This is a genomic window from Kitasatospora sp. NPDC094028 (genome assembly GCF_049543595.1).
In the GTDB taxonomy this organism is placed as follows: Bacteria; Actinomycetota; Actinomycetes; order Streptomycetales; family Streptomycetaceae; genus Kitasatospora.
Genome location: NZ_JBMVFA010000004.1, coordinates 434,982 through 461,144, shown reverse-complemented (window position 1 = coordinate 461,144; position 26,163 = coordinate 434,982). Strand labels below are relative to the sequence as shown.

The 26,163-nt window shown below is 72.8% G+C and carries 29 protein-coding genes; 6 read left to right on the top strand and 23 right to left on the bottom strand.

The window, feature by feature from the left end; all coding sequences use genetic code 11:
* Positions 1–26: 26 nt before the first annotated feature.
* From ACPC54_RS09755 to ACPC54_RS09725, 7 genes are read right to left on the bottom strand one after another with little or no spacing between them, the layout of a single operon-like run.
* Entirely contained in the window at positions 27–1,349 is a 1,323-nt protein-coding gene (locus tag ACPC54_RS09755; protein ID WP_498963094.1) for a CIS tube protein, read from the bottom strand.
* Positions 1,349–1,906 carry a phage tail protein gene (locus ACPC54_RS09750; RefSeq protein WP_498963092.1) on the bottom strand — a complete coding sequence of 186 codons (558 nt, stop codon included), beginning with the start codon at positions 1,904–1,906 and terminating at the stop codon, positions 1,349–1,351. The genes ACPC54_RS09755 and ACPC54_RS09750 overlap by 1 nt, the downstream gene beginning before the upstream one ends.
* Before the next feature lie 3 nt (positions 1,907–1,909).
* Entirely contained in the window at positions 1,910–3,868 is a 1,959-nt protein-coding gene (locus ACPC54_RS09745) for a phage tail sheath C-terminal domain-containing protein (RefSeq protein ID WP_498963090.1), read from the bottom strand.
* Positions 3,865–4,320 (bottom strand): phage tail protein, encoded by a 456-nt coding sequence (locus ACPC54_RS09740; RefSeq protein ID WP_498963088.1) that lies wholly within the window; start codon positions 4,318–4,320, stop codon positions 3,865–3,867. The genes ACPC54_RS09745 and ACPC54_RS09740 overlap by 4 nt, the downstream gene beginning before the upstream one ends.
* 32 nt (positions 4,321–4,352) lie before the next feature.
* On the bottom strand, positions 4,353–6,266 hold the full coding sequence (locus ACPC54_RS09735; protein ID WP_498963086.1) for a phage tail sheath family protein: 1,914 nt from the start codon (positions 6,264–6,266) through the stop codon (positions 4,353–4,355).
* A 31-nt stretch (positions 6,267–6,297) separates the two neighbouring features.
* Entirely contained in the window at positions 6,298–7,167 is an 870-nt protein-coding gene (locus ACPC54_RS09730) for a hypothetical protein (RefSeq protein WP_498963084.1), read from the bottom strand.
* The gene (locus ACPC54_RS09725; RefSeq protein ID WP_498963082.1) at positions 7,164–7,763 is read right to left on the bottom strand and encodes a Pvc16 family protein; all 600 of its coding nucleotides are present in this window, start codon (positions 7,761–7,763) and stop codon (positions 7,164–7,166) included. Before ACPC54_RS09725 ends, ACPC54_RS09730 begins: the two co-directional genes overlap by 4 nt.
* 135 nt (positions 7,764–7,898) lie before the next feature.
* Here ACPC54_RS09725 and ACPC54_RS09720 point away from each other — a divergent pair, with 135 nt between their 5' ends.
* Positions 7,899–8,786, top strand: a complete 888-nt coding sequence (locus tag ACPC54_RS09720; RefSeq protein WP_498963080.1) for a hypothetical protein — start codon at positions 7,899–7,901, stop codon at positions 8,784–8,786.
* 145 nt (positions 8,787–8,931) lie between these two features.
* Here ACPC54_RS09720 and ACPC54_RS09715 read toward each other — a convergent pair whose 3' ends face one another.
* Complete coding sequence (locus ACPC54_RS09715) at positions 8,932–10,110, bottom strand: TIGR03364 family FAD-dependent oxidoreductase (RefSeq protein ID WP_498963078.1); 1,179 nt, start codon at positions 10,108–10,110, stop codon at positions 8,932–8,934.
* Positions 10,111–10,274: 164 nt separating this feature from the next.
* On the opposite strand from ACPC54_RS09715, the gene ACPC54_RS09710 reads away from it, so the two are divergent.
* Together ACPC54_RS09710 and ACPC54_RS09705 are read left to right on the top strand one after the other, a co-directional pair.
* Positions 10,275–11,042 (top strand): GntR family transcriptional regulator, encoded by a 768-nt coding sequence (locus tag ACPC54_RS09710; RefSeq protein ID WP_498963076.1) that lies wholly within the window; start codon positions 10,275–10,277, stop codon positions 11,040–11,042.
* A 4-nt stretch (positions 11,043–11,046) separates the two neighbouring features.
* Positions 11,047–11,730 (top strand): phosphonatase-like hydrolase, encoded by a 684-nt coding sequence (locus tag ACPC54_RS09705; protein ID WP_498963074.1) that lies wholly within the window; start codon positions 11,047–11,049, stop codon positions 11,728–11,730.
* Positions 11,731–12,087: 357 nt separating this feature from the next.
* Here ACPC54_RS09705 and ACPC54_RS09700 read toward each other — a convergent pair whose 3' ends face one another.
* The 15 genes from ACPC54_RS09700 to ACPC54_RS09630 all read right to left on the bottom strand — a co-directional run bounded on the left by ACPC54_RS09700 (position 12,088) and on the right by ACPC54_RS09630 (position 22,127).
* Positions 12,088–12,741 carry a helix-turn-helix domain-containing protein gene (locus ACPC54_RS09700; protein ID WP_498963072.1) on the bottom strand — a complete coding sequence of 218 codons (654 nt, stop codon included), beginning with the start codon at positions 12,739–12,741 and terminating at the stop codon, positions 12,088–12,090.
* Between the two features lie 3 nt (positions 12,742–12,744).
* On the bottom strand, positions 12,745–13,176 hold the full coding sequence (locus ACPC54_RS09695) for an NUDIX hydrolase (RefSeq protein WP_498963070.1): 432 nt from the start codon (positions 13,174–13,176) through the stop codon (positions 12,745–12,747).
* Between the two features lie 383 nt (positions 13,177–13,559).
* A complete protein-coding gene (locus tag ACPC54_RS09690) occupies positions 13,560–13,895 on the bottom strand; it encodes a MazG-like family protein (RefSeq protein ID WP_498963068.1) in 336 nt (111 codons plus the stop codon).
* Positions 13,843–14,745 carry an NRDE family protein gene (locus ACPC54_RS09685; RefSeq protein ID WP_498963066.1) on the bottom strand — a complete coding sequence of 301 codons (903 nt, stop codon included), beginning with the start codon at positions 14,743–14,745 and terminating at the stop codon, positions 13,843–13,845. The genes ACPC54_RS09690 and ACPC54_RS09685 overlap by 53 nt, the downstream gene beginning before the upstream one ends.
* Positions 14,746–14,774: 29 nt before the next feature.
* Positions 14,775–15,296 (bottom strand): NUDIX domain-containing protein, encoded by a 522-nt coding sequence (locus tag ACPC54_RS09680; RefSeq protein ID WP_498963064.1) that lies wholly within the window; start codon positions 15,294–15,296, stop codon positions 14,775–14,777.
* Positions 15,293–15,808, bottom strand: a complete 516-nt coding sequence (locus ACPC54_RS09675) for an NUDIX domain-containing protein (protein WP_498963062.1) — start codon at positions 15,806–15,808, stop codon at positions 15,293–15,295. Before ACPC54_RS09675 ends, ACPC54_RS09680 begins: the two co-directional genes overlap by 4 nt.
* Before the next feature lie 5 nt (positions 15,809–15,813).
* Positions 15,814–16,554 (bottom strand): aldo/keto reductase, encoded by a 741-nt coding sequence (locus tag ACPC54_RS09670; protein ID WP_498963060.1) that lies wholly within the window; start codon positions 16,552–16,554, stop codon positions 15,814–15,816.
* The gene (locus tag ACPC54_RS09665; RefSeq protein ID WP_498963058.1) at positions 16,551–17,153 is read right to left on the bottom strand and encodes an AAA family ATPase; all 603 of its coding nucleotides are present in this window, start codon (positions 17,151–17,153) and stop codon (positions 16,551–16,553) included. Before ACPC54_RS09665 ends, ACPC54_RS09670 begins: the two co-directional genes overlap by 4 nt.
* Positions 17,147–17,758 carry a 3'-5' exonuclease gene (locus tag ACPC54_RS09660; protein WP_498963056.1) on the bottom strand — a complete coding sequence of 204 codons (612 nt, stop codon included), beginning with the start codon at positions 17,756–17,758 and terminating at the stop codon, positions 17,147–17,149. The genes ACPC54_RS09665 and ACPC54_RS09660 overlap by 7 nt, the downstream gene beginning before the upstream one ends.
* A 9-nt stretch (positions 17,759–17,767) precedes the next feature.
* The gene (locus ACPC54_RS09655; RefSeq protein WP_498963054.1) at positions 17,768–18,940 is read right to left on the bottom strand and encodes a radical SAM protein; all 1,173 of its coding nucleotides are present in this window, start codon (positions 18,938–18,940) and stop codon (positions 17,768–17,770) included.
* Complete coding sequence (locus ACPC54_RS09650) at positions 18,937–19,458, bottom strand: nucleoside-diphosphate kinase (RefSeq protein ID WP_498963052.1); 522 nt, start codon at positions 19,456–19,458, stop codon at positions 18,937–18,939. Before ACPC54_RS09650 ends, ACPC54_RS09655 begins: the two co-directional genes overlap by 4 nt.
* Positions 19,455–20,474, bottom strand: a complete 1,020-nt coding sequence (locus ACPC54_RS09645) for a thymidylate synthase (protein ID WP_498963050.1) — start codon at positions 20,472–20,474, stop codon at positions 19,455–19,457. The genes ACPC54_RS09650 and ACPC54_RS09645 overlap by 4 nt, the downstream gene beginning before the upstream one ends.
* Positions 20,475–20,559: 85 nt before the next feature.
* Positions 20,560–21,117, bottom strand: coding sequence for a hypothetical protein (locus ACPC54_RS09640; protein WP_498963048.1), 558 nt, complete (start codon positions 21,115–21,117; stop codon positions 20,560–20,562).
* 289 nt (positions 21,118–21,406) lie between these two features.
* Positions 21,407–21,865 (bottom strand): ATP-binding protein, encoded by a 459-nt coding sequence (locus ACPC54_RS09635; protein ID WP_498963046.1) that lies wholly within the window; start codon positions 21,863–21,865, stop codon positions 21,407–21,409.
* Positions 21,866–22,004: 139 nt separating this feature from the next.
* Positions 22,005–22,127, bottom strand: coding sequence for a hypothetical protein (locus tag ACPC54_RS09630; protein ID WP_498963044.1), 123 nt, complete (start codon positions 22,125–22,127; stop codon positions 22,005–22,007).
* 331 nt (positions 22,128–22,458) lie between these two features.
* Between ACPC54_RS09630 and ACPC54_RS09625 the strand changes: the two genes are divergently transcribed.
* Genes ACPC54_RS09625 through fxlM form a run of 3 tightly spaced genes read left to right on the top strand, consistent with a single transcriptional unit; the run spans position 22,459 to position 26,158 of the window.
* Positions 22,459–23,757 carry an NsdA family TPR-like regulatory protein gene (locus ACPC54_RS09625; RefSeq protein ID WP_498963042.1) on the top strand — a complete coding sequence of 433 codons (1,299 nt, stop codon included), beginning with the start codon at positions 22,459–22,461 and terminating at the stop codon, positions 23,755–23,757.
* Positions 23,758–23,774: 17 nt separating this feature from the next.
* Positions 23,775–24,320: a GNAT family N-acetyltransferase gene (locus tag ACPC54_RS09620; RefSeq protein ID WP_498963040.1), complete on the top strand. Its 546-nt coding sequence runs from the start codon at positions 23,775–23,777 to the stop codon at positions 24,318–24,320.
* Positions 24,236–26,158: a methyltransferase, FxLD system gene (fxlM, locus tag ACPC54_RS09615; protein ID WP_498963038.1), complete on the top strand. Its 1,923-nt coding sequence runs from the start codon at positions 24,236–24,238 to the stop codon at positions 26,156–26,158. The genes ACPC54_RS09620 and fxlM overlap by 85 nt, the downstream gene beginning before the upstream one ends.
* Positions 26,159–26,163: the final 5 nt, after the last annotated feature.

Below are 26,163 nucleotides of genomic sequence, written 5' to 3'. Positions count from 1 at the left end.
GCAGACCTCCTCGCGCAGACGCGCGCTCAGGACCCGCAGGAGCCGCCCTGCGGCCGCCACCTCAGGGTGCTCGGCGGGGCGTCACGGCGGCGTTGCGCGCAGTCCGCCGCCGTGCGGGCGGCCGTCACCGGGGGCAGGTGCTCCCACGGGGGCGTCAGGCCGTCCGGCGGCGGCAGCTCCCGGGCGCGGGCCCGACCGGCCAGGCTGCGGGCGCCGCCGGTCGCCGTCTCGGCGAGGGTCTCGGCGTCGGCGCGGGTGCGCAGCGGGATGCCCTGGCCGTACGTCAGGGCGCGTGGGTCGGGCGGTGGCGGGGCGGCTCCGGCGGGCCCGGCCGGGGGTGCGGCACCGGGGACGGCGAAGGCGCCGCGGGCCCGGTCGACGGCGTCGGCGGCCCGGGCACCGGCCACCGTGCTCAGCGAGGCGGCGATGCCGCCGCCCGCCGAGAGCGCGAAGCCCGCGGCCGTCAGGTCGTCCGTCCCGCTGCCGGTGCCACCCGGTTGAGTGGCGTCCGGCCCGAGGCCCAGCGCCCCGGCGAGCCCGGCGACGGAGGTGACCGCGGCCTCGCCCGCGAACCCGGCCGACAGCCCGGGCCCGCCGCCCGCCTCGACCTCGACCCCGAGCTGCACGTTGAACCCGGCGGTGAGCGCGAGCGGGCTGTCCAGCCCCCGCATCGCCCCGCGCCAGGCCGCCGGGTCGAGCCCGAGCCGGGCCAGCAGCTGCTGGGCGCTCTCCCCGGCCTGCGCCTGGACGACCTGCCGCGGCCGGTTCGTCCCGGCCGTCCCGGGGGTGGAGCCGGGCGGCGGCGTGCCCGGGTCGGTGGCGGCGCGGGCGTCGCGCGCCCCGGCGCCCTTCTCGTGCGCTTCGAGGCCGAAGTCCTGCTCGGTGACGCTGAGACCGACCTTGGCCCGCAGCGGGGTGCCGTCCGGGGCGAACAGGTCCAGTTCCTCGGTGACCTGGGTGACGATCCCGTCGAACCGGAACGTCCCCCACTGGAACCGGACGATCGGCGGCGGGTCGCCCTTCCTCCGGGCCGGCGGCTCGACGAACTGCCGGACCAGCGCCGTCCATTCGCGCACGTCCGTGTAGCCGCCGGGGCCGCCCTGCTCCGCCGTGTCGAAGGCGAGGTCGAAGGCGAGCACGGCGGGCTCCGCGGAGGGGTTCTGGCGCTTCTCGGTGCGGGTGCCGACGCCGCCGCGGTCGACGTTGTTGTTCCGGCTGAGCCGCAGCGAGACCGGGTTGAACTGGACCTCGACCTTCGGCCCGTCCGCCCTGACCAGCGGCGGCCGGTCCTTGCCCCCGGCCTTGTCCACCCGCAGCCGCTGCAGGGTCGCGTGCGCCAGCTCCGCCATCAGGTGCTCTCCAGTCGCAGGCCCTCGTGGGCGATGTGCAGTTCCTCCAGGGCGATCTCGCCGGTGCGGGCGTTGAGCGCGGGCCCGGTGAGCTTGACGGGCAGGCCGCGGGTGAACCGCCAGTGGGCGACGGTCCGGGTGCCGGTCGGGTCCAGCACCTCGATGTCGCCGTCGTAGCGGGCCGACCGCCGCTCGCCGCTGACGATGCCGTACAGCCAGTCCCAGAGCGCGGTGTCGGCCCGGCCGCCGGGGGTGGGGACGAGCATGCCGCGCTTGAGCACGATCGGCTGGAGCTTGATCCGGCCCGTCCCCCGGGCCAGTCCGTCGTTGCGGCCGCCCTCGGGGTGGTCGCCGACCTCCATCTCCAGTTCCAGGCCGCCGCACTCCTGGAAGCCGCCGTCGCCGAGCCGGTCGGGCGTGCCGTCCGCCCCGGCGGCCGCCCCCGGGCGGGCGCCGGTCGCGCCGTCCAGGCTGGGCGGCGGCGTCGCGGTCGGGCCCGGGGAGGTGCTGCGCCGCAGCGAGACCCGGAAGTTGAAGGCCTGCACCAGCTCGGTCATCGCTCAGCCCGCCACTCTGACGTCGCCGTCCGCGTCCTGGGCGATCCGCAGGACGAGGTATTCGAGCGGCTGGGCGGGCGCCACCCCGATCTCGGCGACCAGCCGGCCCAGCCCCTGCGACCAGCCGGGGTTCAGCTGCTCGTCGCAGCGGACGAAGAAGGCCTGCGCCTCGGTGGCCCCGGCGAACGCCCCGGCGCGGAACAGGTCGCGCAGCAGCCGCGTCACCGCGCCGCGCAACTCCTCGCGCAGCTGCGGCGAGTTGGGCTCGAAGGCGAGGCTCTGGGCCTGGCGTTCGAGGACCAGGCGCAGCATCGTCATCAGCCGCCGGACGCTCAGCTGGCGGTAGTCCGGGTCGCGGGAGAGCGTCCGGGCCGAGGCCAGCCGGAAGCCGTCCCGCTCGGCGGCGAACACGTCGATCCCGAGCAGGTGCAGTTCGTCGCGCTCGGCCGGGGCCGGCCGGTCGGCGGCCGTGACCGCGCCGGCCGCGAGGGCGTTGGCCGGGCCCCAGGGGATGCCGAGCCGGTGCTCGCGGTCGGCGACGATCCCGGCGGCGAACCCGGACGGCGGCACCAGGACGGCCCGCGCCTGCGGGTCGTCCGGGTCGACCACGCCGAGCCAGGGGTGGTGCGCGGCCGCGTACGTGCTGTCGAAGCCGGAGCGCCAGCGGGCGGTCAGGCGCAGCGGCAGCCCGGGCGGCACGTCCAGCAGGGCGACGAACCGGCGCTGGCGCTCCGCCAGGTCGACCAGCCGGCGCTGGCGGCGCAGGATCTCGGCGAGCGCGCCCGGGTCGCGGCCGTCGAGCAGCACCACCTGTTCGGGCGGCGGCGGGTAGACCACGGGGACGGCCGGGGGCGGGCAGCGCCCGTCCGCACGTTCCCGCGGCGGATCCGGGGGGTCGGTGGTGCCGGCCGGGACCGGGTGGTCCCAGAACAGGTCGGGCACGGCGAGCAGGGCGACCTCGGGTTCCAGGGCGAGCCGGTCGAGGCCGACGAAGGAGGCGCCGTCGTCGGGACCCGAGTCGCCGCCGATGGGGAACAGTTCAGGCGGGGTGTCGCCGAAGAGGCTGTCGGCCGTGATCGCCGACCAGCGGTCCGCGCCGGGCCGGTCGGGGACGGCGTCGACGGCCGGCAGGGTCGGGTCCGGGGGCAGCAGCTGCTCGGGCCAGTCGCCGTCCGGGGCGATCAGCAGGGACTCGTCGGCGAGGACCTGCCGGGCGGGGCGGGGGTGCGCGGCGGACAGGCCGAGGTCGGTGAAGCGTTCGGCGCGGGCGAGGCCGGGGTCGGCGTCGGTGACGGTGACCGTGGCGGTGACGACGTCCACGTCGAGGCCGGTACCGTCAAGTGGCTGGTCCAGCACGGCGATTCGGCCCAGTGGCGATTCCTCGACCAGCCGGACGAAGCGGAACACCCCGCCCGGCGGCAGCCCGGCCCCGCGGGCCCGGAGCAGCGAGCCGGCCGGTACGGCGACCGCGTCGGGCAGCGGCAGCCGGGCGCCGTCCGCCGGCGCGGTGAAGTGCCGCGCGGCGGTGAACTCCCAGCGCACGGAGAGCCGTTGGCCCCAGCTGCCCTCGTCGGCCGCGAGCAGGCCGAGGTCGACGGGCCCGCCGGCCGCCGGGTCGGTCAGCCGGACGGTGAACCGGGCGACGGCGGCCAGCCCGGCCGGGTCGGGCGCGCGCGGCACCGGCGACACCCGCAGGACGTACGCGCGGCTGCCGCCCTGGGCGAAGAACGCCCGCACGGCGTACGGCAGCAGGCCCGGCCCCTCGAAGCCGCCGAAGCGCCGCTGGTACTCCGTCCAGCGCCCGACGGCGACCGGCCGGTCCACCGGCCCGCGCGGCGCCACCCCGACGAACCCGGCCACGTCCAGCCGCACCGGGCGGAAGGCGGGCGCCGGCCGCCGGGCGTCCCGGTACACCCCGGGCGCCCCGAGCCGCAGCCCGGGGGCTTCGGTCGGCGTGCTCATAGGGAGGCGAAGTCGATCCGCTCGGCGACGAGGTGGAGTTCCTCCATCGCGACCTCGCCGCCGCCCTTGCCGGCCAGGGTGGGGCCGACCCACTTCTTGGGCTGGGCGTTGTGCAGCGTCCAGGAGCAGACCGGGGTGCGGGCCTCGTCGTGGAGGGTGACGACGACCGTGCGGGGGTCGAAGTCGCCCTCCCGGGTGGCCTTGATCCAGTTGAACAGCCGCAGGTCGCCGATGATGCCGCGCTTGAGGGTGACGTCGTCGGTGACGTTGGTGTTGGCGATCTTGCGGACGTGGTTCTCCTTGTCGTTGCCGTTGCGGTACTCGGAGAACTTCACCTCGTTGCCCGCGCCGGTGAAGTCGGAGAAGCCGCCGGCGATCTGGTCCTCGCCGCCGGCGTCGCCGAGCTTGACGAGGAAGTTGAAGGCGCCGTACGGGTTGTTGCGCGTGGCCATGTGCTACCTCCTGTGCGGTGGTTGACGCTACGTCAGACGGCCGGCGCGTCGGCGGTGAACTGGCCGATCCGGAAGATCACGAACTCGGCCGGGTAGGTGGGGGCGACCCCGATCAGGCAGATCATCCGGCCGTTGTCGATGTCGTTCTGGGTCATCGTGGTGCGGTCGCAGCGGACGAAGAACGCCTCCTCGGGCTTGCCGCCCATCAGCGCGCCGCTCTTCCAGGTGACCAGCAGGAAGTCCTCGACGGACTGCCGCACCGAGGCCCAGAGCCGCTCGTTGTTCGGCTCGAACACGGCCCACTGGGTCGACTTGTCGATGGAGTGCTCCAGGTAGATGAACAGCCGCCGGACGTTGACGTACTTCCACTCCGGGTCCGAGCTCATCGTCCGCGCGCCCCAGACCCGGTTCGACCGGCCCTCGAAGAAGCGCAGCGCGTTGATCCCCTCGGGGTTGATCACGGCCTGCCGGTCGTACGTCACGTTGGTGACGAACTCGCTCATGCCGTACACGACTTCGTTCGCCGGGGCCTTGAACACCCCGCGGTCGTTGTCGCTGCGGGCGTAGATCCCGGCGACGAAGCCGGAGGGCGGCAGGTCCAGCGCCGGCGTGGGCGCGCCCGGGTCGGGCCGCCGGGTGGGGTCGGTGATCCGCAGCCACGGGTAGTACAGCGCGGCGTAGCTGCTGTCGAACTGCGAGCGGAAGCGGCGCACTTCGGAGATCGAGCTGTCCTTCGGCGGGTCGACGATCGCCATCCGGTAGCGCAGCTGCTCGCAGTGGTCGATCAGCCCGGAGGCCGCCTCCATCTGGTCCTGGCCGGTGAGGTTCACCGTGTCGGGCATCGCGACCACGGCGATGTCGTCGATCTCGCCGAGCGCGGCCAGGCCGGTGGCCGGCTTGTTGTGGTCGTCCGGGTCGGCGCGCTCGCCCAGCAGCTCCACGGACGTCGGGTCGAGGCCGTCGCCGCCGCCCGCGAGGAAGCCCGGGTGGGCGGCGTCGAGCGACAGCAGGGCGGTCAGGACGTCGCCGGGGGACGGGGGTTGGGCCCCGGGCGTGGTCGGCGCGCCCGTGGTCGGCGCCGTGTCGAGCCAGACCAGGGAGAACTCGTCGGCCGGGTCCTTGGCGGCGAGCACCCTCGCCACCGAGCGCGGATGGGCGTCGTCCAGTTCGAGCTCGTTGTAGACGTCCAGCCGGTCCGCGCCGGAGCGGACGGTGACGGCCAGGGTGAGGTGGAAGGCGGCCTTGCCGGCGGCCGGGGCGTCGACGCCGCCCTGGGCGTTGCGGTAGCCGAGGCTCCCGTCCGCGGCCCGCGCCACGATCCGGACGGCGGCGGCGTCCGGCTTCGTCCGGTCGCTCGGGGTCGGCGGCTTCCCGCCCACCAGGTCGGCCAGTTCGACGGCCGCGCCCGGCTGGACGCCGGTCAGCCGGACGGTGCCGGTGCCGTCCGCGGCGGTGGTGGCGATGAGCACGTTCTTGCTGCGCCGGAACGCCACCGAGACGGCGATCCGCGCCCCGGCCTGCCCCGGCCAGCGGGCCCACCAGCGCAGCAGCGGCGTGCCGGTCGCGGGAACCGCGAGCGAGGCGAAGTTGGCGGGCCCGTCGATCGCCCCGGCCGGGGCGCCCGGCCCGGTCGCGGTGACGAAGGAGAACACCCGGGAGACGTACAGCCGGCGGCCGCCGTTGGCGAAGAAGGCGCGGGCCGCCAGCGCCAGGTAGCAGGGGCTGTCGTCGCCCAGCGTCAGCCCGCCGTACGCGCGCTCGTACTCGGTGAAGCTGGTGACCAGGCTCGGGCCGGGCGTCAGGATCCGCCCGTTGGCGAGGTACGGCACCGGGCCGTAGGCCGTCCGGCCGGCCATGCCGAAGGTGCTGGTGGGCACCCCCTCGATCGACCGTGAGCGGAAGCTGGTCTCCTCGACGTAGACGCCTGGGGTCAGGTACTCGGGCATGCGCGGGCCTCCTCGGGCGGCGGGCTGCGTGTCAGGTGTGCGGCAACTCGGTCTCGGGGAGCACCCGACCGACGGTCAGGGTCCGGACGACGTCCCCGGTGGCGGTCCGGTAGCCCGGTGGCAGGGCGGTGCCCCGCAGCAGCGGGTTGTCCAGGTCCGCGGGGACGGGCGGGGCCTGGCTGCGCGGGACGTCCTCGACCACCAGGTCGGCCAGCGGGTCGAGCGGGTCGACCGGCGGCGGGTGTGCCGGGTCGGGGACGGCGGTGCGCAGGGCGACGTCGAAGGCGGAGGGCGTCGGGTGCGGCAGCGCCCCGATGCCGTCCACCAGCAGCAGCAGTTGGCCGTGCTCGTCGCCGTGCGCCCAGCCGACCGGAATGCCGCCGGAGCCGAAGGCCGTCACCCGCGGCCAGCGCACCGGCAGGCCGTGGTGGGTGACGCGCAGCCGCAGGCCGGTCAGGCCGTTCGTCACCGGGTACGCCACGCCGGGCAGCAGCCAGGGCCGCAGCAGCCGGGAGGCGGCGGGTACGTAGCCGGCGGTGGGCGGGCGGTCGTCGGCGCCGGTGAGTTCGGCGAGCGTCCACAGCGGGACGCGGAAGCGGCGCGGGACGAGGCGGCGGGCCGGGTCGTCGAGCCGCAGCACGACGGTGCGGGTCCGGACGCCGCCGGGGCCGTACCGCAGCACCGCGCCGGTGGCGCCGTGGCTCTCCAGCGGCCGGACGGGGCCGCCGGGCGGCGGGGCCTCGCGGCCGACCCGGACGCCCGGCGCGGGCGCGGCGGTGCGGGCGTCGAGCGGGCGGACGGCGAGCGCGAGCCGGTGGGTGACGTCCACCCGGCCGGCGTCGACGGTGATCGGGGGGCCGGCGCCGAGGTCCCCGGCGGCCTCGCCGTCGGGCCCAGTCACCGGGGGATCCCGGAGAGCCGGGTGGCCACCGTGGTGACCTCCTCGGGGACGGGCCCGTGGGGGCCGTCGATCCGCACCACCCGGGCCAGGTAGGGCAGGCAGAGCCGGTAGTCGGTGCTTATCGCCTGGAAGGCCTCGCTCAGCGAGTCCATCGCCAGCTCGTCCGAGACGACCTGGACCGTGTCCCCCGGCTCCCAGTCGCCGCTCGGGTCGAGCAGCGGGCCGGTGAGGATGCCCTCGCTCTCCAGCGTGCGGGCGGTCAGGCCGAGCCACTCCAGCTCGGCCTCGACGAACTGGTCCCAGGCGGCCATCATCATGTGCATCCGCAGCGGCAGCCGCGGCAGGCCGTCCCGCGCGGAGACGGCGCCCCAACCCGCCCTGGTCTCCCGGTCGATGCTGAGCCGGTAGCAGTACACGGAGACGGCCGGGTAGCGGATCACCGCGCCCGCGGTGTCCACCTTCTCGAAGTCCAGCGGGCCGGCGAGCACCGCCAGCGGCCGCCGGCCGGCGCCGTCGGGGATCTCCTCCTCGAAGCGCCGGTTCAGCAGCGCCACGACGCTGCGCCCGACGGCGGCGAGTGCCCGGTATCCAGCCATGGTCCGATGCTCGGCGGGCGACGTCACCGCAGCGTTGCCGCCGCCGGGCGACGGCGTGGTGACGGTGTCCCACGCACTCTCGACGCGCGTCCGCTCCCGCACCCGGGAGCTTCCCGATCACCCCGGAGAAGGCCCATGAGCTACGAGTCCCCGTACTCTCCCGGACACCCCGGCTGCTGCGACACCGACGCCATCGACGAACTCGCCTGCAAGGCCAAGGGCATCCAGAAGCGAGCCGACGTCATCCAGGAGAGCCTGAAGACCCTGGAGCCCTTCAAGGCCGCCTTCTCCACGGCGAAGAAGGACTACGGCGCCGCACGCGCCGCCGCGGGCACCGACGTTCGCGCCGCGGACGCCCAACTCAAGTCGATCCGCGAGCAGTTGCGCTGCCGGGTCGACGAGGAGCAGCGCGACTGCGCGGAGCGCGCCGAGCACCGGGTGCACGCCCGGATCGAGGAGTGCGACGGGGAGCCCGGCTGCCGCGAGTTCCCGTGCGACTTCGGGACGGACGGGCACGAGGACGACCCGGACGCCAAGCTCGCGGGCCTGATCGCGCACTACCGCAGCGAGGTCGACGTGGCCTCGACGTTCTTCCAGGACCTGCTGGCCGAGCAGGCGGCGCTGCCGCCGCGCGCCGCCAAGCTCAAGGCGGACGCGGCCCAGCTCGCCGCGGACGTCGCCGACCCGAACCGCGGCCCGCTGGAGCTGTACGTGCGGCTGCTGGTGCTGGACCGGCAGGTGAAGGGGGTGTGGAACGGGTTCCCGGGCGTCCAGGAGTACGTGGACTGCCTGTGCCGGACGCTGCTGTACGTCCTCAAGGGGTGGGAGGCGGTGGCCTGCCTGGAGGGGTGGCGGGCGGTGCGGCAGTGCAAGGACCAGGGGCGGCAGGACCGGTGCAAGCAGCTCCGGGACCACACGGTGGACGAGGTGATGGCGGAGGCCGCCAAGTGCCTGGGCGGGGACTGCGGGCCGTGCGGGGGGTCGCCGGGCCCGGCCGGGCCGTACTCGCCGAAGCCGCGCTGAAGGGGCGGGGATCCGCCGCCGGGGCCGCTCCCGGGTGGGGTCGGGGGCGCTCCCGGCGGCGGGCCGGTCGGCCGGTGGCTCGTACGGCTCGGCCGGCTCGTCGGCCGGTGGCTCGCGCGGCTCGGCCGGCTTCTCGGCCGGTGGCTCAGCCGGTCGCGGCGAGGGTGCCGTCGAAGGTGGCGGCCGCGAGGCCGAAGGAGAGGGTCATCCCGATGCCCGAGGTGACCGAGATCGCCCGCACCCCCGGCGCCAGGTCGCGCACCAGCAGCGGGCCGCGCGGGCTGCTGGCGTAGACGCCCTGCCAGCGTTCGAGGACCCGCAGGCGCGGCACGCCCAGGACCTTCGCGACGGCGTCGAGCAGCAGCTCGTAGGTGCGCTCGTCGATGAACGGCGGGGTGGTGGCGTCGTAGTGGTGCGAGTCGCCGACCAGGACGGTGCCGTCCGGGAGCCGGGTGAACATCACGTTCGCGCCGATCTCCAGCAGTTCGGCGCTGTGGCCGAGGACCTCCGCGCGCAGCCTGGCGGCCGCGGGCCGGCTGGTGAAGGCGTCGTAGCGCAGCATCGAGGTGGCGGTCAGCACGGCCGAGTCGGTGCGGAACCCGGCCGGGGCCTCGGCGCGGGCCATGGTGAGGCGGCACCGCTCGACCCCGTGGTCCTCGGCGATGTCCGGGAAGAGGTAGTCCACGTCGTGGCCGACGCAGACCAGGATCCGCTCGCCGTGGACGGGGCCGCGGGTGGTGTGCACCGTGCCGGACTCGACGCCGGTGACGGCGGTGCCCCACCGGACCCGGCCGCGCGGGTGCTCGGCGACCCAGCGGGCCAGGGCGGGCGCGGCCTCGCGCGGGTTGACCCGCAGGTCGGCGGGCAGCAGCGCGCCGGCCACGAGGTCGCCTTCGCCGTCCGTACGGCCGAGCGCCGCGGCCGTCTGCGCGGCGGTGCGCGGCTGGACGGCGTCGTCGCCGCGCTCGGCGCGCAGCTCGTCCAGCACGGCCGCCTCGGTGGCCGAGCGGGCGACCACCAGGGTGCCGGCCTCGGCGGCCCAGAAGCCGGCGGCCTCGGCGGCGCGCAGCCAGCCGGGCCGGGAGCGCTGGGCGAGGGCGAGCAGGTCGCCGTCCTGGGCGCTGATGCAGCAGTGGCCGAAGTTGCGGACCGAGGCGCCCACCGGCCGGCGGTCGCGCTCGACGACGGTGACGGACAGGCCGTTGCTCAGCGCTTCGAAGGCGTGGGCCAGACCGATGACACCGGCGCCGACGATCACCACGTCGCTGCGGGCGGGGGCGGTGTTGGTGCTGATGTTGGTGTGGGTGTTGGTGCTGCTGCTCATGGCTCCAGATTCCGGGCTCGGCGGCGTCGACGTCAAGAGATGTCTGTACAAGTTACCGTCTGTTCATCCGTTCGACGGCCACCGGGGGGCGGACTCCGCCGCAGCTCGGGGTGCGCACACCGTCGCGCTTGAGAAGTTCCGCCCTCGGGTGCCATAGTCGACTTGTGAAGACAAGTGAGGCGCCTCCGCTCCCCCTCCACCAACGGCTCGCCGCCGAGTTCCAGCGGCGCATCGAGTCCGGCGAGTGGCCCGAGGGCGAGCCGGTGCCCAGCGAGTCCCAGCTCTGCGCCGAGTTCGGCAGCTCCCGCGGCCCGGTCCGCCAGGCCCTGGCCGTCCTGCGCGGTGAGGGCAGCCTGGTCGGCGGCCGCGGCAAGCCGCCGGTCGCCCGCCGCACGGCGCCCTCGCAGCCGTTCGCCACCTTCCTGTCCTTCACCCAGTGGGCCCGCGACATCGGCCGCGAACCCGGCCAGCGCACCGTCGAAGTGGCCCGCCGCCGGGCCACCCCGGAGGCCGCAGCCCGGCTCGGCCTGTCCGAGGGGGAGCCCGTCGTCGAGCTCGTCCGGCTGCGGCTGCTGGACGGCGTCCCGGCCATGCTGGAACGCTCCACCTTCGTCCACGAGGTCGGCCGCGTCCTCTTCGACTTCGACCCGGACACCGGGTCCGTCTACGAGGAACTGCTGCGCCGCGACGTCGACCTGCACCACGCCCGGCACACCATCGACGCCGTCGCCGCCGGGCCGCGCGACGCCGAACTCCTGCAGGTCACCGCAGGCGCCCCGCTGCTGCGCGTGCGCCGGCTCACCACCTCCAGCCGCGGCGTGCCGCTGGAGGACGCCGACGACCGCTACCTGCCCAGCATGGCCACCTTCACCATCGAGAACACCGTCGAAGGCCGCACCGTCATCGGCCGCTACCACACCGAAGAGGACTGACACCGTGATCCAGCTCGCCGCCCTCGACATGGCAGGCACCACCATCAACGAGTCCGGCGCCGTCTACCGGGCGCTGCGCACCGCCGTCGAGCGCAACGGTGTCGCCGTCGCCGAGGCCGACCTCCAGACCTGGATGGGCACCGACAAGCGCGAGGCCATCGACGCCCTGGTCCGCCTCGGCGGCGGCACCCCCACCCCCGAGCTGGTCGAGGAGAGCTACGAGGCGTTCCGGGCGTACCTGCGCGAGGCCTACCGGGCCACTCCCCCGCAGGCCATCCCCGGCGTCGAAGCCGCACTGGCCGAACTGCGCCGGCGCGGCATCAAGGTCGCGCTGACCACCGGATTCAGCGACGACGTCGCGCTCCCGCTGCTCGAATCGCTCGGCTGGTCGACCGGCGAGGGCGGCAACCTGGACGCCGTCGTCACCTCGGACGAGGTCCCGCGCGGACGCCCCGCCCCGCACATGATCCACCGGGCGATGGAGAAGACCGGCGTCATCGACACCCGCCGGGTGCTCACCGCCGGCGACACCGTCGTCGACGTCCAGGCCGGCGCCAACGCCGGGGCCGGCGTCGTGGTCGGCGTGCTGACCGGAGAGCTCGACCGCGCCGACTTCGACGGGCAGCCGCACACCTACGTGCTGGCCAGCGCCGCCGACCTGGTCGAGCTCGCGGAGACCCAGGCCTGACGTTCAGTCAGTGCCGGCCGCCCCGGCAGCTGCGTTCGCATCCTTCAATACCTGCCCACCCCGCTTCGCCCGCCGCCGGGTGAACACCCGCGATCCCTCCGCAGCGTTGAGCAGGTCCACCACCGTTCCCCACCATCCACCCCCCACCCGCCTGCCGGCGGGTTCCCACCCCCGGCCTCGCCGCGCGCCGCCCAGCCAGGCGGCGCGCGGCGCCGATGGAGCGGCAATCCCGCCCAAGCGGTCCGCAAGACCGAGGAGACCCGATCGTTCCCCGGCGCTGCCGGTAAAGCCCAAACACACCCCGGGCAGCGGCGTCTCTACTCCCAAGGCCTCCATCTGTCAGTACTGATCTCGACGTCACCGGTCGAGGGCGCGATGGTGCAGGCCGACCTTGCGCAGTTCGTTGCCGTGATGACGCAACGCGTGAGCGTGCAGACCGGGATCGCCCACGCGCCGTGCGACACTCAGGCCCTTGCCCGTCCAGCTGGCCGCGGCGGCCAGGCGTTCCTCAGGCAGGACGCGGCCGAGGGCGACGCCGAGCCCAACCCGGGCGCGTCCGAGCAGGCGAAGGGTGTCGAGGTCGGTGCAGCCGGCGACCGCGCGGGCCTCCAGGCGGGCGGCCAGAGGCCACAGCTCAGCAACGGCGGCAGTGGCCTGGCCGGCCTGGCGGGCGGTCTCGGCCAGTCGCAGCACGGACTCGGCGAGCTGGAGCACGAGTTGGTGGTCCCCGTCTTCCTCGTCGGTGATGCCGAGGCAGTTCGGCGGCAAGCCCAGGCATTCCGCGATGTGAGCCAGGGCGCCGATGTCGGTGATCGTGCGCGAGCCGGTCTCGATACGGGAGACGTAGCTGGTGGAGTAGCCGAGCAGGTCGGCGAGTTCCTGTTGCGGCAGGCCGTGGAGGTCGCGGTAGAGCTGGAAGATCTCGGGCAGACTGCGGCGGCGCAGGATGTCCTGGGCTCTGGGGGTGGTCCAGTGCCAGCGGATCCCGCCGTCCGAGTCGATCCGGGCCAACGGTCAGACCTGGTCCTGGAATTCGTACCAGCGGGCAACGGAGTCCTTGTAGCCCTGCGGCATCAAGAGGCCGGATACCTCGTCCCGGCGGAACAGACCGGCTTCCTTGTGCTCATGGCTGACGACCGGGGGCATGTGCGCGTCGGTGGCCGTGCAGCCATAGGTGACGATGAAGACCTGGCGGCCGGGAATCGGCTCGTACATCCACACGTCCAGCAGGGGGCCGGCGGTCGCCGCCCAACCGCTTTCCTCGTGGATCTCCATGACCACCCGCTCCTCGGGAGTCTCGGCACCCTCCAGTTTCCCACCGGGCAGCTCCCATTCCTCGCGCTCGTTCTTCAACAGCAGCACCCGTCCCTGCGGGTCGAGCACAACACCCTTGATGGAGATCGGGAAAACCTTTGGGACGTAGGGCTGTTCTGTCTGTCCGGTCATCGCTTCTTCCGGGGCGCGCAGGCGGTCACGGGCCTGTCGAAGGTAGCAGTTGATTGGCCTCCCCCCGTCCCACTGCCACCCGATTCCACTTTGACCATCTGTCACTTTCCATGGGGGCAACGCGGCATGGAAAGTGGTCCACCTCTCATCCACTCCGTCCCGCGAGGAGGATTCACCATGCCGTCTTCCGACACCGCTGACGCCTCGGGCGAGGAATTCACCGTGAGCGCACTGGGCGGAGCCGTACGTGGGCGGGCCGGGGCGGTGCTGCGGGAGCGTGGGCTGCTGAGACTCACGAGGTTGGGCGGCCGTGACGACACACTCCTCGCGACCGCCAGGTTGATGTCCTCGCTGTGGCAGCACGCCGCCGCAAGGGGGCCTGCTCAGCTCTGCTCGGCGGACTCCAGCCCGGCTCGGACCACCAGGTGGCGAAGCCGGTCGTCCAGGGCCTTGCGCCCGCTACCCGAGATGGTGTCGAGCGCAACCATCGCGGTGACGATGACGTCGCACAGCTCCAACTCGACGTCTGACCAGTCGTGCGACCGACCCTTGCGAGGGTTCGCCCCCAGGGCACCGTGCACGGCCTCCGGGACCTCGCCGAACTCCTCGCCGATCTTGAGAACGCGCAGCAGCCGCACGCCGGCGACCGGCACCTCCTCAGCCTCGTCATCCAGCCAGGTGCGCAGCCTCCCGACCCGGCCCCACAGCTCGTCTTCCATGCTGGTCTCCTCGTGCTCTCGGAACAGGGCCAGCAACCAGCCGGCCGGGATCGGGGAGGTCTGCGTTGATGGGCACCGGCTCCAGAAGGATCCGGGGCGAAGAGCCGAAACCGGAGACAGTGCCGAAGTCGCAGCGCGCCCGCCCGTGTGCGAGGGCAACCAGGGAGACCGACACCGAGCCCCAGACCCGGCCGCTCGGGGACTCCAGGCGGCGGATCAGGGCTGCCGGGTCGTCCACCGGGAGGCCGTCGCCGCGCGCTATCGGCAGCCACTGGCCCCACGCGTCGCCCGGCCGCCCACCTGCCGGCTCGGGGCGGGCAACCGCTCGCAGCCGTGCCCGGAAGTGCGCTGCCCTGGCGGCCATCGTCGCGCGGAGGTGCGGTGGGCAGGACTGGGCGCCCGCCCGGCCATCCAATCCATCGTTGAGCACGACGCTCAGACCGGCGGGCAGCGCGTTGTCCTCCAGGCTGCTGCCGCTCCAGCTGACCACCCGCACCCCGGAGGGCCGGGCAACGATCAGATGGAACGGGTCGAAACGCTCCAGCTGAAGACCGGTAATCGGCTGGCCGCTGACGGCGATGAGCGGCAGCCCGCCCCGGGAGAGCCGCTGCTGCGGGGCGGCGGTGCGGCCGAAGCCGTTGAGCAGGCAGGCCGCCACCGGCCCGGCGCCGGGGGCGACGGCGAGCCAGGTGCCGCCCGCGTCCAGGTCCAGGCCGCCGAGGACGTCAGGCTGGTCTGGCCAGTGTCGGCCGGGCGGCAGCCACTTGCGGTCGGTGTACTCGTCCCGAACAGCAAGCAGGAGAACCGGCATTGCCGAGCCCGGGTCGATGCTGACGAACGCCGTGCACACGTTGCCTCGCCCTCCTAGATCGTGGGGTTCTACAGGTGGCGGGCGGCCATCAGGATGCCCAGCGATGCGCCCGCCAGGGTGAGCCGGCCACAGTAGGCGGCATCGACGGCGTCGCGCAGGTTCCACCACTCCAAGGTCATACCGGCCTCCGAGCCGGTCAGCTGCTGCTGCCCGAGGGTCAGCCCGGTCGCCAGGAAGCAGTGCAGCCGGGCGGTGTTGCGGGTCAGCAGGGCGACGCTGCCCAGCGGCGTCCAGTGCCTTGCGGTGAGCCCGGTCTCCTCGCGCAGCTCCCGCTTCCCGGCCGCCAGCGGGGCCTCACCGGGCTCGATGTGGCCGCCCGGCGGGGTGACGACCTCGCCGTGGACGTAGGTGACGAAGCGGACCATGCCGACTCGTCCGCGCGCGTCCACCGGTACGATCAGCGCGCCGTCCGGCTGCTCGGTCACCCACACCTCGCCGGGTTGCCCGTCCGGCCGCGTGACCGGGTCGCGGTGGATGGACAAGCTGGGCGCGGTGAACACCGTCTCGCGGCCGTGCTGCTCCCAGGTCACATCGGCCTGCCGCAGTGCAGGATGATCTGGCTTTCGTTCGCGAAGGCGGTGACCAGCGCGGTCAGCCGGCCGTGCATCGTGGGCGACACCTTGCCCTCCCAGTCGGCAAGTTGACGAAACCGGTGGTCGTCGTGCTCCTCGGAGAGGGCGATCGACTCGACGCGCTCCCAGGTGAGCGGCCCGGTGGAGAAGAAGTACGTGCTGACCGAGGGCCAGCGCTCGGCTGGCGGGAGGAAGTCCACGCCGACCGGGACCAGCGGCTCGTCGAGCCGCAGGCCTGTCTCCTCCAGTGCCTCCCTGCGGGCCCCGTCCACGGGCGCTTCGCCATCTTGGAGGATGCCGCCCGGTGCCCACCAGCGCTGCCGCCAGCCCTGGGCAGCTCGGCCCTCGCTGTAGGAGTCGTGCAGGAGCAGCAGCCGCCCTTCGGGGTCGAAGAGCAGCACGCTGGCGCTGTGCAGAGCCCGGGGCAGCGTCTGGACGAACTCCTCGCGGGGCAGCCAGGTCTTCGCCATCGGGCTCAGCTCGCCGACGCGAACAGGGCCAGCAAGTGCTCGGGATCGGCGGTGCCGGGGATCGGCGCCACGTGCGGCCCGAGGTCCAGCAGCCACCGCAGCGCCTTGGCCGGATCGAGCTTCCCGGCGTTCAGCGGCCGGTAGGGCACGTACGGGATGCCGTTGTCCAGGCAGTAAGCCAACGCCGGGTCCTCCGGGTCAGCAACGTTCAGGCAGTTCTGCACGGCGGCGACCGTCACCAGGCCGGCGGCCTCGCGGATCTGCTCGGGGGTCACCTTGGACAGGCCGATGGCGGCGATCTTTCCTTCGGTTCGCAGATCCTCCAGTTCGCCGACCTGCTCGGCCAGCGGCACCGCGGAGTCCACCCGGTGCAGGTAGCAGAGGTCGATGCACTCGGTGCCCAGGCGGCGCAGCGACGCCTCAACGGCGGCGCGCAGGTATTCGGGGCGCCCCAGTGGCTTCCACACGTTCGGCGCGGGCCGCACCATGCCGACCTTCGTGGCCAGCAGCAACTGCGCCGGGTAGGGGTACAGCGCGCGGCGGATCAGCTCCTCGACGGTGTGCGGGCCGTAGGCGTCGGCGGTGTCGATGTGCAGGACGCCGAGGTCGTGAACGGCCGTACGCAGCAGCGCGGCGGCGCCGACCATGCCGGCCGGCTCGCCCCAGGTGCCGGGGCCGGTCAGGCGCATGGTGCCCAGGCCCAGGCGGGGGACCTGCTTGCCCGCAATGGTGATCGCCGTGCTCACGCCGTCGCCTCCCAGGCGGCGGTGATCGCCTCGACGGCCACCTCGACGCTCTCCGCGTGCCCGTCGCTGGGCACCGTGATGTGCGGAACGCTGTGCGCCTTCAAGGACCGGTGGAGCTGCTGGTCCACCGCCGTGCGGAACGCGGCGTCGGTCCAGTCGGGGTCCTTGCCCGGGTGCTCGGCCAGCGGCAGCGCCGGGTCCAAGACCGTGGCCAGGAACACGGCCGGCCGGGGGCTGGCCAGTTGCGCCATGCCGGTCAGCCGGGACAGCTCTTCGGGGTCGGGCTGCTCGTCCCGGTGCTGGAGCGCGGCCAGGTAGTAGGCGAGGGCGTCGAACGGGGTCCGGTCCACGATCACGGCGTCGGCGCCGAGTTCGGCCTCCAGGGCGGCGGCGCAGGTGGAGCTGATGATCCAGGCGGCGGACTGGGCGGTGTGCCGGGTCATCTTCGGGAAGCCGAGTTCGGCGGCCCGCTTGGCAAAGCCGCCGGTGCGGGCGACCTTGAGGCCGGTGGAGCGCAGCTCCATCTCGATGCGCCGGGCCAGGGTGGTCTTGCCGGTCGAGTGCGTTCCGGCGATGTAGAGGCGAACGGGTGTCACCACAGTGTCGGTTCCTCGGGTTCGGGGGTGGGCAGGGGGGCGCCGGGCATCCCGGGCGGGACCGCGGCGGCGGTCAGCGCGTCCCAGGTGGAGTAGTACCCGGCGAGGTTGAGCAGCAGCAGGGCGGTGGCGTGGGCGTCGTAGGCGGCGCGGTGGCGATGGCCGGGCACGGCCGCCAGGTCGATGCCGGTCATGGTGATCAGCGCGTCGAGGCCGTAGCCGCCGGCCTTCGGGTACGTGGCGCGGGCGAGCCGCAGGGTGTCGAGCACCCCGGCGGGCTTCCAGTCGGGCATGTGCCGCAGCAGTACGCCGTAGTCCACGTGGGCGTTGTGCGCGCAGATCCACGCACCCTCCAGGTCGGCGTGGATGCGCGGCCCGATCTCCTCCCAGGACGGCGCGTTGGCGACGTCCTGGTTCGTAATGCCGTGCACCCTCCGTGCGAACGGCGTGATGGGGTTCGGCGGGCGCAGCAGGGTGGAGCGCGTGGACGACGGCACCGGGCTCCCGTTCACCACGGGGATCGCGGCGACCTCGACCAGGTCCGGCGGCGTTCCTCCGTTGCCTTCGACGTCCACGACGAAGAGACGGGGCCAAGTGCCGTAGTCCATCAGCGTTCCCTACTTGTTGTCGGCCCAGCCGATTTCGGCCCGGCCGTGGCGGCGGTGGCGGTGCGGCTTGTGACGGTCGTGGACTTGGTAGCCGAAGCCGTGCTGCAAGAAGTAGCGCGGCGGCTCGTTCAAGCCCTCGACGATGATGGCGCGTTCGTTCACCTCAACGTCGCCGACCGCCCCGACAACACGGGCCTGATCGGTGGCTTCCTCCAGGGAGGGGGCGTGCCAGGCGTCGCGGCACAGGCCCAGCTGCGCGACCGGGCAGATGTCGCACAGCTCGCGGATGCCGTAGTGCCCGTTGTAGTCGGGCACCTTGTGGGCGTACGCGACCCCGCAGCTGGTCTTGCGGAAGAGGGGCCCGTACGGCTCGGCCCCGTCGTCGGGGCGGCGGAAGGCCGCGAGGATGCGCCGCTCGGACTCCTCCGGCATGATCTTGCGCCGGGCGGTGTCCGAGTACGGCAGCGGAAGCCCGTGGTCGGCGTAGTACTTGGCGATCTCCTCGCGAAAGAACAAGCCGGTGAACACCGTCGCGTCGGCGTGCCTCGACAGCTCCAACGCCCGCTCGATGTCGGCATCGGAGTCGTTGAGGCCAGGCACGATCGGCCGCCAGTACAGCACGGTGCGGTAGCGCTCGGCGTGCTGGTGGAGGGTCCGGAGACTGGCCGCCGCGATGTTCGAGTCCACCGGCTCGATCCCCGGGTGGTCGATGCCGGAGTGCGTGACCAGCATCGTCAGCCGGATGTTGCGGAAGCTGTTCAGAACCGTGCAGTCCTCCGGCGTGACGCGCCAGCGGGTGATGACCAGGACGTGGTTGGTGAAGCACTGCTCGTCCAGCAGCCGCAACGTATTGAAGGTGTGCGGCTTGACGACCGGCAGCATCGGGTCCGTCGCCCTGTTGAAGATCTGGATCGGCGTGCGGTGCGGCAGGAAGTACCGGTGCCCGATCAGCAGCTCCACCGCGGCCTCGTCGCTCATCAGCGCCCGGGGCGTCTTGAGCGAGAAGTTGTCGAACAGGTGCCGCACGCAGTACCCGCAGTCCAGCGGGCAGCCGACGATGTGGTTCAGGCTCAGGCCCGATTTGCGGTACTCGATGACCTCGGCGAGTTCCGGTTTGAGCCCCGCGATCTGCTCGGGGGTCAGCAGGGGCAGCGGGCGCCGGGCCCGGGTGGTGGTCGTCATCGGTGATCCTCCTTGATCTCCAGTAGCTGGTGCTGGCCGGCGCCGAACCACGTCCCGAAGTCCCTGCGCGCGGCACGGGTGTGGTCGGAGGTGTGGATCAGGTTCTCCACCAGGCGCTGCTGTACCCGGGCGGCGGTGAGACTGTCGTCGCCGAGGTCGGCGCGGATCGTGCCCGCTTCGGCCTGCTTGGGGTCGAAGTGCCCCAGCAGCGCGCGCAGCCGCTCGGGGGTGCCCGGTGCGCCGTGGGCGAGCGCGACCACGACCGGCTTCCCCACGTAGGCGCTGCGCAGGCAGGCGGGGATGTCCACCTCGAAGAAGTCCCGGTCGACCAGCAGATCCCAGTAGTGGACATGGATCTGCCAGTCCTGAACGATGACCTGCCGCTGGTGGACGATCCGCGCGGCGGGCTCCAGCCGGGCCAGCACCTGATCGGTCAGGCCACGGCGCAAGCAGTCCGGCTTGAGGAGCACCACGCTCCAGCGGGACCAGTCCACGCCACTCAGCGCGTCGCCCCTCATACCCCGCCCCCGACCCGGGCCGGCCAGCGGCGTTCAAGCTGCCAGCGGGCGCCCGGCTCCAGCGCGGCGAGCAGCCGCGGATCGACGTCGTCCGCGGGGCAGTGGATGATCTGCCGGTGCGCCTCGAAGAGCAGCAGCACCCGCTGCCAGTACAGGGGCAGGTCCAGCGCGGCGACGTCCCCGGGGGTGTACTGCACCTTGTTGGTGCGCAGCATCGCCTCGTGCTCCAGCACTGTGCGGATGTGCTGCCAGGCGCTGTCGGCCGGCATCACCGGGGCCGCGAAGCGGGGCATCGTGTTGAGGCTCGCTGCCGCAGTCTCGTCCAGTACCCTGCCTGCGCGCTCCAGGTCCCGGAGGCCGACGTGCATCGAGCCCACGTGGTGGGAGTAGGAGCCCAGTCGCAGCCCGAGCAGGGCGGCGGCGAACTCCTGGATCAGGGTGAAGGAGTAGACATCGCAGACCATGCCGCGGTTGGCGTCGTTGGCGCGCATGTAGGTGACCATGTGCAGGTAGCCCTCACGGGCCAGCAGGTGAAGGCCGACCAGGCACGGCAGGTCAGGGTGGCCGATCTCGTCCAGGTCCCGGGTCTCGAAGATCGGCATGTAGGCCCGCTTGCTGTCCTTCTCGGCCTTCAGCAGCTCCAGGGCCTGGTCGAAGGCGGAGGGCGTGCCGTCCGGCCGGGGAGCGAAGATCCGCGCCCCGTAGGACGAACCGTCGATGGTTACGCCGTCGCGCGAGTCGGCCCGGCGGCGGTTCGCGTAGTGCCCGATCAGGTCGAGGTTCCGCATGCCGCCCAGGTACCAGAGCGCTTCCGCGTGGTGGTACACGGGGTTGACCGGCCGGCTCGTCAGGTAGAGCGCGCGCTTGCGGGGGTCGGTGAGCCGGAAGCTCGCACCGATGATCTCGTGACTGTGGTTGCCCCGAGCCGAGTTGACGAACTCGTGATTCTCGGTGACGAGCCGCAGGACGGCGGCGTAGGCGTGCTGGAACGAGGGGAACACGGCAGGTGCGATCACACTGGACTCCACTTCTTTGGTGTGACTCAGGAGAGCCAGAAGCACGGGCAGCTCCGGCCGCAGGCCGGGCAGGGAGAGGCTTGGTTCAGCGGGCCAGGCGCATGAAGCTCCGGTCACCGGGCACCCCGCCGTCGCGCTCGGCCCCGGTTGCCGGACGCCCCGTCACGCCGCCGCACCGCTGGAGCCCGCGCCTGGCGACGTGCGCGACGTCGTCCGCGAGGCAGAGCACCCCAGGGAACTCCATCGGGGCGCACCAGTACGCCCCGGGGCTGTCGGCCCGGGTGAGTCCCGGTGCCGGCACCCTCACGACGGAGCCGCGGCCGAGGACGATGACGCCCGACACGGCCCAGGCGCGGGCCGCGCTCGGCGGCACCAACGCGACGTAGACGCCACCGTCGCCCGTGCACCACACCGGGCCGTCGAGCGCCGTCGCGAGGTAGCGGTCGATCGCCGCCCACTCCGTCGTCCCCGCAGCCTTGGCGACGATGTCGGCTGGCAGGCGCACCGCCGAGAACAGGATGCCGGCCGGCAGCACGGTGGTGCCGAGGGTCGCCCAGTCGGCAGCAGCCGCCGGTCGCTCGACCTCGGGAAGGGTCGCGAGGAGCCACCGCCTCATGTCGGCTTCGCGCTCGGCCTCGATCACCGGGTCCTCCCTCGCGCCGTCGCCTCCGGGCCTGCCATGCCGGCGTCGTGGGCGCCGTGGTGTCTGTCGGTTCGTGCCAAGGGAGTTCCCATCAATAGCCGTGCAGGTAGGCAGACCCGGCCTGTGCGTCCGGCTGGCCGAGCAAGGCGGGCCGGGCTCCCGGGACGGGAGTCGTTAGGGGTGGCGGCTCCCCCTTGTGCCCGCCTGGAAGGAGGAGCCGCCGCCCTGGCCGCGCACCGCAGGAGGAGCGAGGCGCGGTCCCCCGCTGCGGTGGAGCGGGAGTCTGTAGCTAGCCGGCGGCCTGTAGGCCGTCGAGACCGTCCGGGAGGAAGGTGCTGCCCTCAGGGGCAGGGTGGGGGCCGATCACGGCCCACACGCATTTGCCGGTCGGCCAGCGCTCGCAGCCGACCGACTCGGCGAACGCGCGGATCAGCAGGAGGCCGCGTCCGGACTCGTCGTCGGGTCCGGCGGTGCGCGGGACCGGAGCTTCGGAGCCGGCGTCGGAGACAGTGACGGTGACGCGGTCGCCGTCCATCCACATCTGGGTGTCGATCATCCCCGCAATGGGGTGTCCGTGGGCACCGGCGTTGGTCACCATCTCGGTCAGGGCCAGGAGGACGGCGAACACCTGGTCGCCGTCCGATTCAAGGCCCCACGAGCGGAGCACAGCGCTGGCGTTGACCCGGAGGACGCCGACTGCCTCAGGGGCGTCGTCGACCATCCACATGGCGCGCTGGACGCCGGTCAAGATCCGGGGGGTGGGGGGCGCCTCGGTGCCGACAACGGGCAACTGCGCCGGGGGGAAGGTGTTCACTTTCAGCTCTCCTGGGGGGTTGGACCTCCCGAGCCCCCGGAGGTGCGAGATGGGGGCCCGAGAAGTCCGGCGGCTACTCGTCGCCGTTGTGGTTGCCGCTCTCACCGTGCTGGTTGTTCCCGTCACCGGAGCTGTTGTGGTTGCCGCCGGAGCTGTTGTGGTTGCCGCTCTCGCCGTGCTGGTTGTTGCCCTCCATGGACACATCCCTCCTTGTGAGCCGCCAACTGGCAGCAGTCGATTGAGTTCAGACCGCGGCCGACCCCGCGACGGGTCGTACCGAGGCGCGAGCCCGCACCGCACGCCGTTGCGAGGTGCGAGGTGCGAGACAGCAGGCCGGATCTGATCCGATTCGACGATCAATCACTTCCTCGTCCATCACCGGCTGCTGACATTCAGTGAACCGGTGGTGACGCAAGGCGGGATAGGTCATTCTGAGGCTGTCGACGTCACGCACCCCGGACATTCCCGAGGGGTTGACGGCGAGCGGGGGCAAGTGGGGTCGTCCTCACCCGGACCGAGGAGTGCCAATGGCAACAGTCCGCCCGAACAACGTACTGAGGGCCCTGATGCAGCGGGCCGGCCTGTCTGCGGAGGACTTGGCAAAGGCCGTCAATGACGCTGGTGAGAAGCGGTTCGGGCGCCCGGGGAACGCGACCGGTCGGCACGTGCGCCGATGGCTGTCCGGCGAGACGGCCCAGCCGCAGGTCCACTACCTCGTTGGCCTGATGGACGTATTCCAACTACAAGGCAGTGACCTTGGCTTCACTCTTGCGGGTAAAAGATCCAAGGAGCTTGCTAGGTTCCAGCCGGGCTCTAATCTGCTGCTAGAGACCCCTGCCGAGGAGGATCACGTGCTCCGTCGCCAGTTCATGATCGCGGGCGCTGGAAACTTGCTCGCCTTCGCCTTCGCTCCGCTTCCGACATCCGGACGGATAGGAGCGAGCGACGTCGACCGTATCCGCGAGTCCATCGACCGACTGCACGCCGTAGACGACGCCTACGGCGGCGAGCAGCTGGCCGACATCGCCGAGGAGGTCGTCGATCAGATCGAGGCCGCCATGGGCCGATGCCTGTACGGGCCCCGCGTAGAGCGGGCCCTGTACCAGGTCATCGGCCAACTCCACGCCTCGGCAGGCTGGTTCGCGTTCGACAGCGGCGACCAACCTCGTGCCAGCCGCAACTTCGACTCCGGCCTTCGCGCCTCCCTGCTCGCCGACGACCGCCAGCTCCAGGCCCGCATCTGGGCGTACATGTCCCGGCAGTCGTGGGCCCTCGGCCGGGCGACCGAGACCGTCACCATCGCCCGCGCGGCCCTGGACGCCACCCGCAACGCGCGGGACCACCACCTCAGCGCACTCCTCCACGGCCGCCTCGCGCTCGGGTACGCCGCATCCGGACAGGGCGCCCAGTGCGGCACAGCCCTCGCACGCGCCGAGACCGCGCTCGACCGGGCCGGAGACGCGCCGACCGCCGCCTGGCTGGCCTTCGTCGGGCCGGGGGAGGTGATGGCCGCGGCGGCGATGGCGTACATGGACCTGCATCAGCCCGACCGCGCCGCGCACCAGGAGGAGCAGGCGATGCAGCTCCTCGACCCCGCATTCCGGCGGAACAAGTTCGCAACGGCGGTCCACCTCTCGGAGTGCTACCTCGCAGCTGGTCAGGTCGAGCAGGCCATCAGCATGGCGGGCGAAGCCCTCGACCTCCACCCGTCGGTGAACTGCCCGCGCTGGGCCGTGCACCTCAACCAAGTCCGGGAGCGAGTGGCCAACTTCGATCTTCCCGACGCCATGGCCTTCGTGGAACGCTACGACGACGTCACCGCATGAGGAGCAGGAGCAGCACCGTGGCCGAGACCGAGACCCTGACCGTCAGCTATCACACCGACCTGCCCTCCATCGAGTCGAAGCTGCTCGACCTCTACGCCGAGATCTACGCCGCCGAGGCGGCCAGCGATCCGTTCTTCTCCATCGAGCGGTTCGCCGACCGCCTCCGCCGCCACGCCGCATCCCCGCGCTGGGGCTGCGCGCTCGGAGAGGTGAACGGTGTCGCGATCGGCTACGCCTACGGCTTCGCCCGCACCGCCGACTACCAGTGGGCCGGCCTCGTCAGCTCGGTACCGGGCGTAGACCTCACGGAGACCGACACCCGCACCTTCGCCCTGTGCGAGGTCATGGTCCGCGCCGACTTCCGCGGCACCGGCACCGCACGCACGCTGCACGAGGAACTCCTCTCCTACCGGATCGAGGAACGCTCGAATCTCTTGGTCGACGAGGAGCACCCGAAGGTCCGGGCCCTCTACGAGCGGTGGGGCTACACCGAGATGGGGATCATGCAGCCCTTCACCGATTCACCCCGCTACGTCTCGATGTGGCGCCCGATCAGCAGCTGAGCCGACGGACGTCCGCTGGCGGCCCAAGTGCGCTCGCCCCAGGACGAACGGACCCGCTCTCCCCGGCCTCGACAGCGTGCGGCTCTTCCACGTCGACAGCCCGGGTCGCCGAGCCCGGACCGCCCGCCCTCGGACGCGCCGAGACCGTCGTCGTCCTCGCCTCCGCCATGCTCGGCGCGGCCGGGCTCGACTGGTACGAGCAGGGCGACGTCTGGGCCAGGTTCGCGGCGCTCCGCGACGCCCCCGTATCCGTGGATCCCGAGCGGGTGGCCGCCCTGACCGCCGCCATGCGCCACCTGATGCGTCTCGACACCCGGGCGCTCACCCGCGACACCGGGCCGCTCGCCCGCTGCGGCGGCTGGGTCGACGCCTTCCAGCAGACCGGACAGGACCTCGCCCGGCTCGCTCGTGACGGCCGCCTTACTCGCGGGCTGCGCGCCGTCCTCGCGCACCACATCATCTTCCACGCAAACCGCGCAGGGCTGCCGGTCGATCACCAAGCGGACATGGCGGCAGGGGCGTTGGACTCCATCCTTCTCTTCGACGAGAGCCCTGCGCCCTCGACATCCAGGACCCACACAACCACTAGGGTCACTCACATGACTACCCTCAGCAACCAAACCGGTTCCGCCGAGCAGCTGCGGGACATCCTCGCCGACCGCCTGCTCGCCCAGGAGGCCATCCGCACCGACGCGGTGGAGGCCGCATTCCGTGCGGTGGCCCGCGAGCACTTCCTGCCTGGTTTCCCGATGGAGGCCGCGTACGCGGACAACCCCACGTACACCAAGGCGGACGGATCCGGAGCCCAGATCAGTGCCGCCTCCCAGCCCGCGATCGTCGCCCTGATGCTCGAACAGCTCGCCGCGCAGCCAGGCGAGAGGATCTTCGAGGCCGGAGCGGGCACCGGCGTCAACGCGGCCTACATCGGCCACATCGTCGGCCCCGAGGGGCATGTGGTGACCATGGACGTGGACGAGGACCTCGTCGACGGCGCCCGCAAGCACCTCGCCGACGCCGGGATCACCAACGTCGAGGCCGTCCTCGGCGACGGCGCCCTCGGCCACCCGGCCGGCGCCCCGTACGACCGGGTGATCGCCACGGTCGGCATCAGCGAGATGCCCACGCCGTGGCTGGAGCAGGTCAAGTCGGATGGACGGATCGTGGTACCACTGCGGCTGCGCGGAACGGCCTCGCGCACGATCGCGTTCGAGCGCGGCGCACACGGCTGGGCGTCGGTCGACGACCAGCTCGCCGTCTTCATGCCGCTGCGCGGCAGCATGGACGACGCCCGTCGCACCGTCGCCCTCACCCGTGAGGGCGACGTCACCCTCCAGGTACACAAGGACCAGCACGAGGCGGTCGACGCCGACCTGCTGCTCGGCGTCCTCGACAGCGGACGACACGAGACCTGGACCGGGGTGACCATCCCGGCCGGCGCCACCTACGAGTACCAGGACCTGTGGCTGGCCCTCACCCTCCCGAACTCCCTGATGCGGATGAGCGTCACCGGCACCGCCCGCGAGCGCGGCGTGCACCCGATGTTCGGCTGGGGCGCCATGGCCACGGTCGACGCCGGCTCCCTCGCTTACCTCACGCTGCGGCCCGGGGATCCGGACGCCGAGGGCCGCAGGACGTACGAGACCGGCGTGATCGGCCACGGCCCGGCGGGCGCCGCCCTCGCCGACCTCCTCGCCGAGGGGATCCGGGCGTGGGACACCGGCTTCCGTGGCCGGACCCTGCGCTTTGAACTCCCGGACGTCCCCGCCACCTCGGACCCTGCCGCCGGGCGCTTCACCCTGAAGCGCCCGCACCACCCGATCACCGTCAGCTGGGAGTAACCAGC